This window comes from Caulobacter sp. 17J80-11 (genome assembly GCF_014349105.1).
Classification (GTDB): Bacteria; Pseudomonadota; Alphaproteobacteria; order Caulobacterales; family Caulobacteraceae; genus 17J80-11.
In genome coordinates, this window is the sequence record NZ_JACSJI010000012.1 from 98,690 (window position 1) to 111,107 (window position 12,418).

The following is a 12,418-nucleotide window of genomic DNA, read 5'->3' on the forward strand; positions in this document are numbered from 1 at the left end:
GACATCGCCCGCGGACCGGGCGAACCAACTCCAGACGCCGGCCGTTTTCCCGTCCGGGGGCAGGCGGAGACCCATGCTCTCAAAGCGACGTTCCGTCCGCGCCAGGGCCGAACCGGAGATGGGGGCCGCGCCTCCCGGTTGGCCGCGCTCGCGCGACGCCCTGGCCCGGCAGTGCTTCGATCTCGCCGGCGTGGTGCTGCTGGCGATCGACGCTGACGGGATCGTTCGAGACATCAATCTGAAGGGCGAGGAGCTGCTGGGCGCGCCGCGCGAGGCGATCGTGGGGCGGCGCTGGATCGCGGAGTTCCTCCCCGAGGAGAACCGAAGGGCGGCCGAAGCCCTGCTCGCCGACGTCGCCGCTGGCCGGCGCGAGATGCCGGCGCAACAGGAGGCCGAGGTCCTGACCGCGGACGGCGCGCGTCGGCGCATGGTCTGGCGCTCCACGCCGCTGCGCGACCGCAAGGGGCGGGTCATCGGCGTGCTGAACTCCGGCGAGGACGTGACCGAGACGCGCGCGGCCGAGCGCGAACTCGAGGACACGCGCGAAAACCTGCGCCTGGCCCAGGCCGCCGGCGGGGTCGGGGTCTGGTGGTGGGACGCCCGCACGGACCGCTTGCACAACAGCGAGGAATTGCTGCGCCTGTGGGGCCTGCCCCCGCACGCCGAACTGACCACCGAGCAGCAGTTCGCCATGATGCATCCGGCCGACCGCGACCGGGCGCACGCCGCCTACACCGCGGCGCTGAACGGCTCGGGCAAGGCGTACTGGACCGACTACCGGGTGATGCGCGACGACGGCGGCGTGGTCTGGCTGGCCGCGCGCGGCGAGGTGGTGCGCGACGCTTCGGGCCGGATCCGCGGCATGCGCGGGGTCAGCTTCGACGTCACCGCTCTGAAGACCGCGCAGATGGCGGTGGTGGAGAGCGAGCAGCGGTTCGGAGAGCTGGCCGACACCGCGCCCATGCTGGTCTGGCTCTCGCGGCCGGACAAGAGCTGCTACTGGTTCAACAAGCGCTGGCTGGACCTGACCGGTCAGAGCCTGGGCGAACAGCTGCTGAATGACTGGTCGCAGCTGGTGCATCCCGAAGATCGCGCCGAGGCGGTGGCGACCTACGAAGGCGCCTTCGACCGGCGCGAGACCTACCGGATGCAGTACCGCCTGCTGAGCCGCGACGGCTCATGGCGCTGGATCGACGAGACCGGCGCACCGCACTACGGGCCGGACGGAAGTTTCCTGGGCTACGTCGGCGCCGGGGCGGACGTCACCGAGCTGAAGGAGGCGGTCGAGGGCTGGCGTCACAGCGAGCTGCGCTTCCGGGCCTTTTCGGAGTCCACCCAAGAGGTCTGCTGCTGGATGGCCGAGGCGGAGACCGGCCGGGTCAGCTACGCCAACCCGGCGTTCGAGGCCATGTTCGGCTGGCCGCGCGAGGCGCTTTACGCCGACCCCGAATTCATCGCCCGCCACGCCCATCCGGACGACGTCGAGGCGGTGCGGGCGGCCCACGCCGGCGTGCGTCGCGGCGAGCGGCAGGTGCTGGAGTACCGCGTGATCCGCGCCGACGGCGAAGAGCGCGTGCTGAGCGAGGGCGAGTTCCCGGTCCGCGACGACGCCGGCCGGCCGCTCTGGTACGGCGGCATCACCCGCGACGTCACCGACAGCCGCCGGGCCGAAGCGGCGCTGAGGTTCAGCGAGAAGAAGCTGCGCAGCTTCGCCGACCACGCCGAGGAGGTGGTCTGGCTGATCGACGCGCCTGATCGCCGGCTGGACTATCTCAATCCGGCCTACGAGCGGATCTCCGGCGAGCGGCCCGAGGCCTTCCTGGCCCACGTCGGCCACTGGTGGAAACTGGTCGCACCCGACGACCGCCGCGCGGTCTCTCGCGCCGTCGCCCGCGCCCTGCGCGGCGAGAAGGTGCGGGTCCGGTTCCAGATCGTGCGCCCCGACGACGGCGGGCGCCGGGCGATCGAGACGGCCATGTTCCCGCTGTTTGACGACCAGAACCGGTTGCGCTGGTTCGGCGGGCTCAGCCGCGACGTCACCGAGGCGGTCGAGCAGAGCGAGGCGCTGGAACGCCGGGTGGCCGAACGGACGGCCGAGCTGGAGGCCAGCATCGAACAGCGCCACAAGGCCGAGGCGGCCCTGGCCCAGGCCCAGCGCATGGAGACGGTCGGCCGGCTGACCGGCGGCATCGCCCACGACTTCAACAACCTGCTGACGGTGATCATCGGCGCGCTGGACATGATCCTGCGCAAGCCGGATCCGGACCGGGTGCAGCGGCTGGGCGGGGCGGCCCTGGAGGCGGCCCGGCGCGGCGAACGGCTGGCCCGACAGATGCTGGCCTTCTCGCGCCGGCAGGAGCTGAAGCTGGAGCGGGTCGACCTGCCCGGCCTGATCGCCCGCTTCCAGCCCATGCTGCGCGGCGCGGTCAGCGAGGCGACGCCGCTCACCGTCGACGTCGATCCGGACCTTGGGGCGGGCCTGGTCGACGCGGGCCAGTTGGAGGCGGCCCTGCTGAACCTGGTGGTCAACGCCGGCGAGGCGGTGTCCGACGGCGGCGAGATCCGGATGCGGGCCTCGCGCGTAAAGCTGTCCGATGGCGAGGTTCCCGACCTGCCGGCCGGCGACTACGCCGTGATCGCCGTCCAGGACACCGGCCGGGGCATGACGGCGGAGGTCGCCGCCCACGCCTTCGAGCCGTTCTTCACCACCAAGGAGGTGGGCAAGGGCACGGGCCTGGGCCTGGCCCAGGTCTACGGCCTGGTCCGCCAGCTGTCGGGGACCGTCACGATCGACAGCGCGCCCGGGCGCGGCACGACGGTGCGCCTCTACGTGCCTGCCGCCGGCGGCGTCGCCGAGGCCGAGCCGGCCGCGGAGCTGGAGGACGCGCGGCCGCTGGAGAAGGGCTGCAGCGTGCTGCTGGTCGAGGACGACCCCGGCGTTCGCCAGGTGGCCGAGGCCCTGCTGCAGGACATGGGCTGCGAGGTGGTCAGCGCCCCGGACGGGCCGACCGCGCTCCAGCGGCTGGAGCAGGCGCCGGAGGTGAAGCTGCTGCTCAGCGACGTGGTCATGCCCGGCGGCATGAGCGGGGTCGACCTGGCCGACGCGGTGAAGGCCAGGCGCCCCGACCTGAAGGTGATCCTGGCCACCGGCTACGCCAGCGACCGGCTGGAGGGCGCCGAAGGCCGCTGGCCGGTGCTGCACAAGCCCTACGACGGGCGCGAACTGCGCGCCGAGCTGCGTCGGGTGCTGCGCTAGTCAGGCCAGGCCGAGCAGGCGTTCGACGATGAAGTAGTGGTCCTCGAACATCCGCCCGCGCATGCGCCGGACCTCGGCCAGCGGGATCCAGCGCGCCTGGGCGGCGTCGTCCGCGCCGGCGACGGTCGGCAGGGGCTGGGGCGGCAGGTCGAAGCGGAAGGCGTGGGTGACGGTGCGCTCGCGCAAGGAGCGGTCCGGCGCGTCGAACACTTCGCGGCCGACCAGCGCGCCTTCCAGCATGTCGGCGGCGAGTCCGGTCTCCTCGCCGACCTCGCGCACGGCGGCGGCCAGCGTGGTCTCGTCCGGATCGAGGAAGCCGCCGGGCAGCGCCCACAGGCCGCGGCCCGGCTGGCCGGCGCGCTCGACCAGCAACAGGTGCGCGTCGCAGACCACCACGGAGTCTACGGTGACGAAGACGGGCGGGTAGGGGGCGACCGACCAGGCCTGGCGATAGGCTTCGAGCTGGCGCCATTCCTCGGCGGCGTAGGCGAACGCGTCGCTCGTGCGGTGCGTGTGAAGCAGGTCGAGCACCGCGGCGGGCAGGACGCCCTTCAGCGCCTCGGGATCGTCGGAGAACAGCTGCCGGCGCAGGTCGTCGGCAGAGGGGGCCTCGACCGGCGCGAGGTCGACCTTCGCCCACTTCGGAAAGGCGTCGCGCCACGCGTCGGCGCCTTCGCGGCCGATAAGGGCGACCGAGCCGGCCGGTCCTGCGAGGGCGGTCTGCACTTCGGCCCGCCAGGCGTCCTCGTTGTAGAGGTGGTCGACCACCGGGCGCACGCTCAGCCGCCCGGCGTCCGCGCCCGCCGCCGCCCGCAGCATCGCCGCGCGCTCGTCGAAGCTGAACGGATCGCGCGCGCTGACCGGCGCGTCGGCCGAGCCGATCAGCACGACCACCTCGCGGCCCAGCGCCAGCGCGCGGCGGAGCGCGGCGGCGTGGCCGTCATGGACCGGCTGGAACCGGCCGAGGAGCACGACGTGGTCGTAGGGCGGCATCTGCTTTTCCTGCTGCGCGCTGGCGGCCAAGCTAGCCGAGAAACTTCGAGTCGGGAGCGTCGCCGTGAAATCCTGGATCGCCCTGCTGCGCGGCGTGAACGTCGGCGGCCACCGCAAGGCCCCGGCCGCCGAGCTGCGCGTCCTGCTGGCCGAAATGGGTTTCGCCGAGCCCCGCTCGCTGCTGGCCAGCGGCAACCTGGTGTTCGGGGCCGAGGGCACGACGGCCGGCGAGCTGGAGCGCCGGCTTGAGGCCGCTTTCTCCGAACGGATGGGGCTGGACACCGACGTCATGGTCCGCAGTCCTGAGGATTGGACCGCGGCGATCGCGGCCAATCCATTCCGGGTCGAGGCCGAGCGGGAGCCCTCGCGCGCCTTCGTCATGGCGCTGAAGTCGGCCCCCGCGGCGGCTGAGATCGCCGCCCTGAAGGCCTCCATCGCGGGCTGGCCCGAACAGGTCGAGGTGGTCGGGCGCGAGGCCTTCCTGGTCTATCCGAACGGGGCGGGGACCTCGAAGCTGACCAACGCCCTGATCGATCGCAAGCTCGGGACCCGCGGCACGGCGCGCAACTGGAACACCACGCGGAAGCTGCGGGCGATGGTCGCCCCTTCGGGCTGAATCCCGATCTGGCGGAGGCCTCGGGCCGGGCTATAGTCCATGCGGGGCCGCTGGAGATCGTGATGCCGAGCAGCCTGAGTTATGTCCGCGGGCCCGCCGAGCCGCCGCTGTCCGAGCTGACCATCGGCCAGGCCCTGGCCCGCGCGGCCGAGCGCTGGGGCGAGCAGGAGGCGCTGGTCTCGGTCCATCAAGGCGTGCGCCTGACCTGGCGCGAGCTGCGCGAGCGGGCGCAACAGGTGGCCGCCGGCCTGCTGGCTCTCGGTCTGGAGGTTGGCGACCGGATCGGTATCTGGTCGCCCAACAACGCCGAGTGGGTGCTGACCCAGTTCGCCGCCGCCGAGGCCGGGCTGATCCTGGTCACGGTCAATCCCGCCTACCGCCAGGCGGAGCTGGAATACACGCTGAACAAGGTCGGCATCAGCGCGCTGGTCGTGGCCGAGCGGTTCAAGACCAGCGACTACGTGGCCATGGTCGAGGCCCTGTGCCCGGCCGTCGCCGACGAGTGCCCGGGCGAGCTGTTCTGCGAGCGCGCTCCCGACCTGCGCGCGGTGATCAAGATCGGCGGCGAACCCCGGCCCGGCTGGCTGCGCTTCGACGACTTGCCGGCGCTGGGCGGCCCCGCCCATCGCGAGGCGCTGGACCGGATCGCGGCGGGCGTCTCCAGCGCCGACCCGGTCAACATCCAGTTCACCAGCGGCACCACCGGCCAGCCGAAGGGCGCCACGCTCAGCCATCGCAACATCCTGAACAACGGCTTCTTCGTGGGCCGCGCTCAGGGCCTGCGCGAGGGCGACCGGCTGTGCGTGCCCGTGCCGCTCTACCACTGCTTCGGCATGGTGATGGCCAACCTGGCCTGCCTGACCCACGGGGCGACCATGGTCTATCCGGCCGACGCCTTCGAGCCCGGCGCGGTGCTGGCGGCGATCGAGAAGGAGCGCTGCACGTCTCTGTACGGCGTCCCGACCATGTTCATCGCCGAGCTGGCCCATCCGGAGTTCGAGCGCTTCGACCTGTCCAGCCTGCGCACCGGCGTGATGGCCGGCGCGCCCTGTCCGGTCGAGGTCATGCGCCAGGTGATCGGGCGCATGCACATGGCCGACGTCACCATCGCCTACGGCATGACCGAAACGAGCCCGGTGAGCTTCCAGTCCTCGCCGGCCGATCCGGTCGAGCGGCGGGTCTCGACCATCGGGCGGGTGCAGCCGCACCTGGAGGTGAAGGTGGTCGGCGCCGACGGCGAAATCGCTCCGCGCGGGACACCCGGCGAACTGTGCACCCGCGGCTATTCGGTGATGCTGGGCTACTGGGACGATCCGGAGAAGACCGCCGAGGCGGTCGACGCCGAGGGCTGGATGCACACCGGCGACCTGGCCGTCATCGATTTCGAGGGCTACGGCAACATCGTCGGCCGGCTGAAGGACATGGTCGTGCGCGGCGGCGAGAACGTCTATCCGCGCGAGGTCGAGGAGTTCCTCTACCGCCACCCCAAGATCGAGGACGTCGCCGTGGTCGGCGTGCCGGACAGCAAGTACGGCGAGGAGATCTGCGCCTGGATCCGGCTGAAGCCGGGCGAGGCCATGGCCGAAGCCGAGGTGGCCGAGTTCTGCCGCGGCCAGATCGCCCACTACAAGGTCCCGCGCTACGTGCGCTTCGTGGACGCCTTCCCGATGACGGTGACCGGCAAGGTGCAGAAGTTCGTCATCCGCGAGGCGATGATCGAGGAACTGGGCGTGGACGTGGCGAAGACGGCGTGAGCCAAGATCCTCCCCCTCTGGGGGAGGGGGACCACGCGTAGCGTGGTGGAGGGGGCTCGTCCTGGCGCGACGGAAGCGGCGCACTCCGCTGGAGCCCCCCACGGCGGCTTTCAGCCGCCTGCTCCCCCCAGCGCTTCGCTCGGGGGGAGATCTGGGCGGGCTTCCGCCTCTCGCCGCGCCCCACTATACCGGGCGGCTCTCAACGCACACGGACGCCATGGCCCGCATTCTCGTCACCTCGGCCCTGCCTTACATCAACGGCATCAAGCACCTCGGCAACCTGGCCGGGTCGATGCTGCCGGCCGACGTCTATGCGCGCTTCCAGCGGGCCCGCGGGCACGAGGTGCTGTACATCTGCGCCACCGACGAGCACGGCACGCCGGCCGAACTGGCCGCCGCCGCCGCCGGGCAGGACGTGCGCACCTATTGCGACGAGCAGCACGTGATCCAGAAGCAGGCGGGCGAGGCGTTCGGCCTGTCGTTCGACTGGTTCGGCCGCTCGTCCAACCCGCCGAACCACCGGCTGACCCAGCACTTCGCCGAGGCGCTGGAAAAGAACGGCCTGATCGAAGAGCGCGTCGACCGGATGATCTATTCGATCGACGACAAGCGCTTCCTGCCCGACCGCTATGTCGAGGGCACCTGCCCGCACTGCGGCTACCCGAAGGCGCGCGGCGACCAGTGCGACAACTGCGGGCGGCTGCTGGACCCGACCGACCTGCAGGACCCGTACTCGACCGTGTCGGGCTCGAAGAACCTGGAGGTGCGCGACACCCGCCACCTGTACCTGCTGCAGACCAAGGTCGAGGACAAGATCCGCGCCTGGCTGGACTCCAAGACCGAGTTCGCCAGCCTGGCCCGCTCGATCGGCTACAAGCACCTGGACGAGGGGCTGATCGACCGCGGCATCACCCGCGACCTGGCCTGGGGCATCCCCGTGACCCAGGGCGGCTATCCGCGTCCCGGCTTCGAGGACAAGGTGTTCTACGTCTGGTTCGACGCGCCGGTGGAGTACATCGGCTCGACCGTCGAGTGGGCCGAAGCCACGGGGAACGACTGGAAGCGCTGGTGGCGGCTGGACGAGGGCGCCGCCGACGTCCGCTACGTACAGGTGATGGGCAAGGACAACGTCGCCTTCCACACCGTCAGCTTCCCGGCCACCATCCTGGGCTCGGGCGAGCCGTGGAAGACGGTCGACGTGCTGAAGGCCTTCAACTGGCTGAACTGGTACGGCGGCAAGTTCTCCACCAGCATGAACCGCGGCGTGTTCATGGACCAGGCGCTGGAGTTGCTGCCGGCCGACTATTGGCGCTGGTACCTGACGGCTTACGCGCCGGAGCACTCCGACACCGCCTTCACCTGGGAGCAGTTCCAGGCGGCCACCAACAAGGACCTGGCCGACGTGCTGGGCAACTTCGTCAACCGCATCCTGAAGTTCACCGAGACCCGTTTCGACGGCGTGGTGCCGGAAGGCGGCGAGGCGGGGCCGCTGGAGGAGAAGCTCTACGCCGACGTCTCCGAGGCTCTGAAGGAGGCGGCCGAGCAGTTCGAGGCCATGGAGTACCGCAAGGCGGCCCAGGCCGTTCGCCGGCTGTGGGTGCTGGGCAACGAGTACCTGACCGAGGCCGCGCCGTGGACCGCGATCAAGACCGACCGCGACCGCGCCGCCGTGGTGGTGCGCACCGGCCTGAACCTGGTCGCCCTGTTCGCCGCCGTCAGCCAGCCGATCCTGCCCTTCGCCTCGATCGCCATCGGCGGCGGCGTGGGCCTGGAACTGCCGCTGCCCTGGCCGAGCGCGGACGGCAAGGCGGAGCTGAGCAAGCTTCAGCCCGGCGCGCCGGTGAAGGCGCCGGACGTGCTGTTCAAGAAGATCGACGACGCCATGGTGGCGGAGTGGGCGGAGCGGTTCGGCGGGGCGGAGCAGCCGGCGGCGTAAGCCGCCGCGCTCAGGCGCGACGTACACGAAGGATCGTCACCCTCGGGCTTGTCCCGAGGGCCCAGTCGTCCGTAGCAGAGCGGATGAACGCGCTCGCGCGTCGATGTCCGCGCGAACCCGGCGCAGTTCGTGGGGGCTGAACCCTGGGCCCTCGGGACAAGCCCGAGGGTGGCGGTTTGTGGGGTGGAAAGCGCGCGCTCCGCTGGGAGAGGAACGTAGCGGGCGCGCGCGCCCGCTACTGCGCCGGCGTCAGCGGCCCCTGCCAGAGCTGCAGCGCGCGGGCCAGGTCCTCGGTGACCGCGCGCCAGCCCAGCACGAACATCTCGCTGTGACCGTGCGGCTCGGCCTGGCGCAGGTGGCCCAGCTGGGCCTTGGCGACCACGCCTTCCAGCTCCAGCGGCGCGGCCAGGCGGGCCTTGAAGTCGCCGCCGTCGGGCGTGTCGTACCAGCTGAGCGCGGTCGGCCGCATCAGGGCCAGCTGCATGAGGGCGGCGACCGCGCCGCTCTGGACCTCGACCTTCTGCTCCAGGCGCGCCACGCGCTCGAGCAGGGCTTCGACCTCGGGGGAAATCTCGGACATGGTCAGTGGGCCATAAACTTGGCCTTCTCGGCCGGCCCGATCTCAAGCGGGCCCGGCATGAAGGCGTTGTACTGTTCGACCCGGCCCAGATCGACGACCACCTGGCGGTGGCCCTCCCAGATCATGTGCAGGGCCACGTAGAGCACCACGAACAGGCCCAGGAAGCCGATCCAGCGGTGCTTGTGCAGCAGCTTGGCGATCCAGGTCGCCGCCACGCCCATCAGGGCGATGGACAGGATGAGCCCGAACACCAGCACGCCCGGGTGCTCGCGCGCCGCGCCGGCCACGGCCAGAACGTTGTCGAGCGACATGGACAGGTCGGCGATGAAGATCTGCAGGAAGGCCTGGCGGAAGGTCTTCTGCTTGGCGGGAACAGCCGCCGCGCCGCCCATCTCGTCGGAGCAGTTCACGTCCACGCCGGTGGCGTCCTCGAGCGCCGCCTCGCCGCGCGCCCCGGCCTCGCGGCCCTGCTCGCGCAGCTCGCGCCACATCTTCCAGCACACCCACAGCAGCAGCACGCCGCCGGCGAGCAGCAGGCCGATCAGGCCCAGCAACTGGGTGGTGATCAGGGCGAAGGCGATGCGCAGGATCACCGCCGCGCCCAGGCCCCAGAGGATGACCTTCTTGCGCTGGTCGTGCGGCAGGCCGGCGGCGGCCAGGCCCACGGCCACGGCGTTGTCCCCGGCCAGCACCAGGTCGATCATCAGCACCTTGAACAGGGCCGAAAGCTGCGCCGCGACGTCGCCGTGGAAGAGTGAATCGAGCATGCGTCCTTGTTGGGTCAGGAACGTCCGGTCCGCAAGCGCGATGGCGGCGCGCTTGCGACTCTCCTTCTCCCCTTGCGGGCGAAGGTGGCCGGCGGAGCCGGCCGGATGAGGGGTGACGGCGCCACCGGATCAGAACAGAGCGCGTGGAGGCTCCGGCGGTTCAAGCGTCGCGCTTGCACCCCTCATTCGACGCGCTCCGCGCGCCACCTTCTCCCGCGAGGGGAGAAGGGACGGCTCTCGAATTAAGCCCGCAGCGGTTCGCGTTCGCGGCGGATCAGGCGCACGGCGGCGAACACGCCGCCGACCACCACCACGGCCAGGCCCGAGAGCCAGACCAGCGGCGACATCGGTCCGTCGGTGTCGGCCGGGGTGACGCCGGCGGCGACGCGCGGCAGTTGGACGTCCTCGGGCGGCGGCGGCGCGGCCGTGCCCAGCACCGCCTCCATCGGCGTGGCGGGCGGCGGCGCCTCGACCGCGGCGACCTCGATCGGTGCGGCCTGGGGCTCGGGCGCGACGGCAGGCTTCGGCGCGGCGGCGGCCAGGCTGGCGTGGACCCGGCGGGCCGGCGCGGCGGCGGGTTTCGCAGCGGGCTCGGGCGCGGCGGCGGCCTCGACCATGGCGCCCACGTGCTTGGGCTTTTCGGGCGCGCCGGCCAGCTCCATGGCCGGAGCCGGCTCGCCTTCGGGGGCGCCGAGCAGGGCCGGGGCGGACCGCGGGGCTGCGTCGGGGTTCGGCACCGGGGCCATGGCGATGCGCAACACGCCGGCCGGGCGCACGGGGTCGCCCGGGTTCGGGATCGGCGTGTTGGAGACGATCAGCACGGTGGGCGGGGCGGGAGCCGCCTCGGCCCCGGAGAGGGCGGCGTCGACGGCGGCGTCCATGGCGGCGCGCTGGGCGGCGTCGCCCACGGAGTCCGGCCCGCCGGCCAGGTCGGGCGTCTCGGCGGTCTCGGCTTCGGCCGTGGCGTAGGGCAGGGCGGTCTGATCGGCCACGCGCGAGCACGCCGCCAAGGCGGGCAATGTCAGAACGCTGGCGAGGAAAAGCGCACGCAGGGACATGGCACAGCCTCCGTCGCCCCCGCGACTCCCCTAAGTAGAACGCCCGCGACGTTCAAAGATCAATGTTCTTTTCGCGTCACGGGCGAGGGCGCCTCCGGGGAAACCCGGAGGGATAAGTCAGCGCGGCCGGGAGGCTTCGTACAGGGCCACGGCCGCGGCGTTGGAGACGTTCAGGCTCTCGAAGCCGCCGGGCATGGGGATCTTGGCCAGCACGTCGCAGTGCTCGGCCACCAACCGGCGGATGCCTTCGCCTTCGGAACCCATCACCAGGACGGTCGGGCCGCCGTCGAGCGCCTCGGCCAGGGTCAGCTCGGCCGAGCCGTCCAGGCCCACCGCCCGCCAGCCCAGGTCGGCGAGAGTCTCCAGCGCGCGCGACAGGTTGGTCACGCGCGCGCAGGGCAGGCGCTCGGTGGCGCCGGTGGCGGCCTTGGCCAGCGCGCCGGACAGAGCGGGGGCGTGGCGGTCCTGCAGGATCACGCCCTTGGCCCCGAAGGCCAGCGCCGAGCGGAAGATGGCGCCGACGTTCTGCGGGTCGGTGACCTGGTCCAGCATGACGATGACGCCCGAGCGCCCCTCGGCCAACTCGTGCAGGCTGACGCCTTCCAGCGGGGCGGCGCGCAGCGCCACGCCCTGGTGCACGGCGCCCTGGGGCAGCATGCGCGACAGTTCGTGGGCGTCGACCGGCTCGACGCGCAGGTCGCGGCGCTCGCGGGGGATTCGCGATTCCAGCTCGCGGGCCTTTTCCGGGGTCGCCAGAAGGCGCATCGGCCCCTCGCGAGCGGGGTTGGCCAGCGCGGCTTCTACCGCGTGCCAGCCCCACAACCAGCCCTCGGGATCCACCCGGCCCTGGCTAGATCGTTGAGGGCGTTGATTTTTCTGGCGATCGCCGCCGCTTTTTCCAACCTGTTCAGATCGGGCCTTGCGGTCGTTGCGTTCACGGAAAGAGGCCACTATAAGACGCGCTCCGATTTGGGGCCTTCGGGCCTCCGGCGACTGAACCGGCGCTCCTATAACAGGCCGGCGAGGACGTCAGAGGCTTTTTGTTCGTGAGTTTTCGTTTCGAAGGCTTGCGGACGACCGAAGCTCCGGAACTCGCGCTTGGGGGAATGTCCCGAGCGGCAAAGGGGGCGGACTGTAAATCCGCTGCGTAAGCTTCGCAGGTTCGAGTCCTGCTTCCCCCACCACGCGCGAGTTTCGAGGCTGGACGGCGATGGGCCCCGGCTCAGTAGGAAGGAGACGGCGCGAACCGCCGCCACCGCATCGCGGGTATAGCACAATGGTAGTGCAGCAGCCTTCCAAGCTGAGGATGCGGGTTCGATTCCCGCTACCCGCTCCAACTCTTTGAATTTCCCACTCTAGCCGACGCCGCGAAGGTGACCTGATGGCCAAGGAAAAGTTCGAACGTAACAAGCCGCACTGCAACATCGGCACGATCGGTCACGTCGACCACGGCAAGAC

Annotated in this window: 10 protein-coding genes and 2 tRNA genes; 7 read left to right on the forward strand and 5 right to left on the reverse strand. The window is 71.4% G+C overall.

Annotated elements, in window-relative coordinates; translation table 11 throughout:
- Positions 1 to 73 precede the first annotated feature (73 nt).
- Positions 74 to 3,256 (forward strand): PAS domain S-box protein, encoded by a 3,183-nt coding sequence (locus H8B08_RS13395; protein ID WP_187450694.1) that lies wholly within the window; start codon positions 74 to 76, stop codon positions 3,254 to 3,256.
- Here the strand turns inward: H8B08_RS13395 and H8B08_RS13400 are convergent, their stop codons facing one another.
- A complete protein-coding gene (locus H8B08_RS13400) occupies positions 3,257 to 4,249 on the reverse strand; it encodes an NUDIX domain-containing protein (RefSeq protein ID WP_187450695.1) in 993 nt (330 codons plus the stop codon).
- A 64-nt stretch (positions 4,250 to 4,313) separates the two neighbouring features.
- Between H8B08_RS13400 and H8B08_RS13405 the strand changes: the two genes are divergently transcribed.
- From H8B08_RS13405 to metG, 3 genes are all read left to right on the forward strand, one after another.
- Entirely contained in the window at positions 4,314 to 4,865 is a 552-nt protein-coding gene (locus H8B08_RS13405; RefSeq protein WP_187450696.1) for a DUF1697 domain-containing protein, read from the forward strand.
- Positions 4,866 to 4,927: 62 nt separating this feature from the next.
- Positions 4,928 to 6,619 carry an AMP-binding protein gene (locus H8B08_RS13410; RefSeq protein ID WP_187450697.1) on the forward strand — a complete coding sequence of 564 codons (1,692 nt, stop codon included), beginning with the start codon at positions 4,928 to 4,930 and terminating at the stop codon, positions 6,617 to 6,619.
- Positions 6,620 to 6,836: 217 nt separating this feature from the next.
- Positions 6,837 to 8,555 carry a methionine--tRNA ligase gene (metG, locus tag H8B08_RS13415; RefSeq protein ID WP_187450698.1) on the forward strand — a complete coding sequence of 573 codons (1,719 nt, stop codon included), beginning with the start codon at positions 6,837 to 6,839 and terminating at the stop codon, positions 8,553 to 8,555.
- Positions 8,556 to 8,790: 235 nt separating this feature from the next.
- Here metG and H8B08_RS13420 read toward each other — a convergent pair whose 3' ends face one another.
- The 4 genes from H8B08_RS13420 to rlmB form a co-directional block, all read right to left on the reverse strand.
- Positions 8,791 to 9,135, reverse strand: a complete 345-nt coding sequence (locus H8B08_RS13420; RefSeq protein ID WP_187450699.1) for a hypothetical protein — start codon at positions 9,133 to 9,135, stop codon at positions 8,791 to 8,793.
- Positions 9,136 to 9,137: 2 nt separating this feature from the next.
- Positions 9,138 to 9,902 carry a YjbE family putative metal transport protein gene (locus H8B08_RS13425; protein WP_187450700.1) on the reverse strand — a complete coding sequence of 255 codons (765 nt, stop codon included), beginning with the start codon at positions 9,900 to 9,902 and terminating at the stop codon, positions 9,138 to 9,140.
- Between the two features lie 242 nt (positions 9,903 to 10,144).
- The gene (locus tag H8B08_RS13430; RefSeq protein ID WP_187450701.1) at positions 10,145 to 10,894 is read right to left on the reverse strand and encodes a hypothetical protein; all 750 of its coding nucleotides are present in this window, start codon (positions 10,892 to 10,894) and stop codon (positions 10,145 to 10,147) included.
- 183 nt (positions 10,895 to 11,077) lie between these two features.
- Positions 11,078 to 11,911 (reverse strand): 23S rRNA (guanosine(2251)-2'-O)-methyltransferase RlmB, encoded by an 834-nt coding sequence (gene rlmB / locus H8B08_RS13435; RefSeq protein ID WP_187450702.1) that lies wholly within the window; start codon positions 11,909 to 11,911, stop codon positions 11,078 to 11,080.
- A gap of 149 nt (positions 11,912 to 12,060) precedes the next feature.
- Between rlmB and H8B08_RS13440 the strand changes: the two genes are divergently transcribed.
- The 3 genes from H8B08_RS13440 to H8B08_RS19290 all read left to right on the forward strand — a co-directional run.
- A tRNA-Tyr gene (locus H8B08_RS13440) sits at positions 12,061 to 12,144 on the forward strand.
- A gap of 78 nt (positions 12,145 to 12,222) precedes the next feature.
- Positions 12,223 to 12,296 (forward strand) — tRNA-Gly (locus H8B08_RS13445).
- Positions 12,297 to 12,341: 45 nt separating this feature from the next.
- Positions 12,342 to 12,418, forward strand: a 77-nt coding sequence (locus tag H8B08_RS19290; protein ID WP_245158267.1) for a hypothetical protein, incomplete at its 3' end; no start/stop codon positions are given.

Coding starts and splice junctions, on each gene's coding strand:
- H8B08_RS13395 (WP_187450694.1), top strand. CDS start 74: ATGCTCTCAAAGCGACGTTCCGTCCGCGCCAGGGCCGAACCGGAGATG.
- H8B08_RS13420 (WP_187450699.1), bottom strand. CDS start 9,135: ATGTCCGAGATTTCCCCCGAGGTCGAAGCCCTGCTCGAGCGCGTGGCG.
- H8B08_RS13410 (WP_187450697.1), top strand. CDS start 4,928: ATGCCGAGCAGCCTGAGTTATGTCCGCGGGCCCGCCGAGCCGCCGCTG.
- H8B08_RS13400 (WP_187450695.1), bottom strand. CDS start 4,249: ATGCCGCCCTACGACCACGTCGTGCTCCTCGGCCGGTTCCAGCCGGTC.
- metG (WP_187450698.1), top strand. CDS start 6,837: ATGGCCCGCATTCTCGTCACCTCGGCCCTGCCTTACATCAACGGCATC.
- H8B08_RS13425 (WP_187450700.1), bottom strand. CDS start 9,902: ATGCTCGATTCACTCTTCCACGGCGACGTCGCGGCGCAGCTTTCGGCC.